At 68.3% G+C, this 498-nt stretch carries 1 pseudogene; it reads left to right on the top strand.

The features are described from left to right. Nucleotides 1-260 precede the first annotated feature (260 nt). Nucleotides 261-498: pseudogene (locus M1M07_RS32410) on the top strand (transposase); the annotation flags it as partial.

The raw sequence follows: 498 nt of genomic DNA, 5'->3' as shown, positions 1-498 counted from the left end.
AGGCTCACAACAGTCGACGAGAAATCCGATACTCCGTCATACTCTCCGATTCTTCCTGTTGCCTTGCTGCGTGTCCCGGAGGAGCGGGATCGGCACGCACCGCAGGGCCGGTCACCGCATCGGCACCGACCCGACCCGGTCGGGACGCGGACCGAACCGAATCTGTCGGTGCCCGACGATACGGTCGACGCCGCAGTCGAGCACGACGAGATGGTCCCGGCAGGAACCGATCGACGACGACACAGGGCGGGGGTGAACGGATGAGCAACACCGCACCGATCGACCGGCGCCCGTTCGCGTTCACCACCCGCCCGTACGCGGCGGTCGACGACAGCACCGGCGAGCCGATCGGACTCGACGACCTCGACACCCGCATCGCATGGCTGCTCGACCTGATCACCGGCGCCGAAACCGAACTGCTCACCCGACTGTGGCACCCGGACACCTTCGACACCCTGGCCGCCGGCCGTGACCGCGACGGCCGGGCACTGCCCCAGC

Source organism: Rhodococcus sp. HM1, assembly GCF_023218075.1.
In the GTDB taxonomy this organism is placed as follows: Bacteria; Actinomycetota; Actinomycetes; order Mycobacteriales; family Mycobacteriaceae; genus Rhodococcus.
Note: the sequence above shows the minus strand (reverse complement) of the source record. Positions and strands in the feature narration are given on the sequence as shown.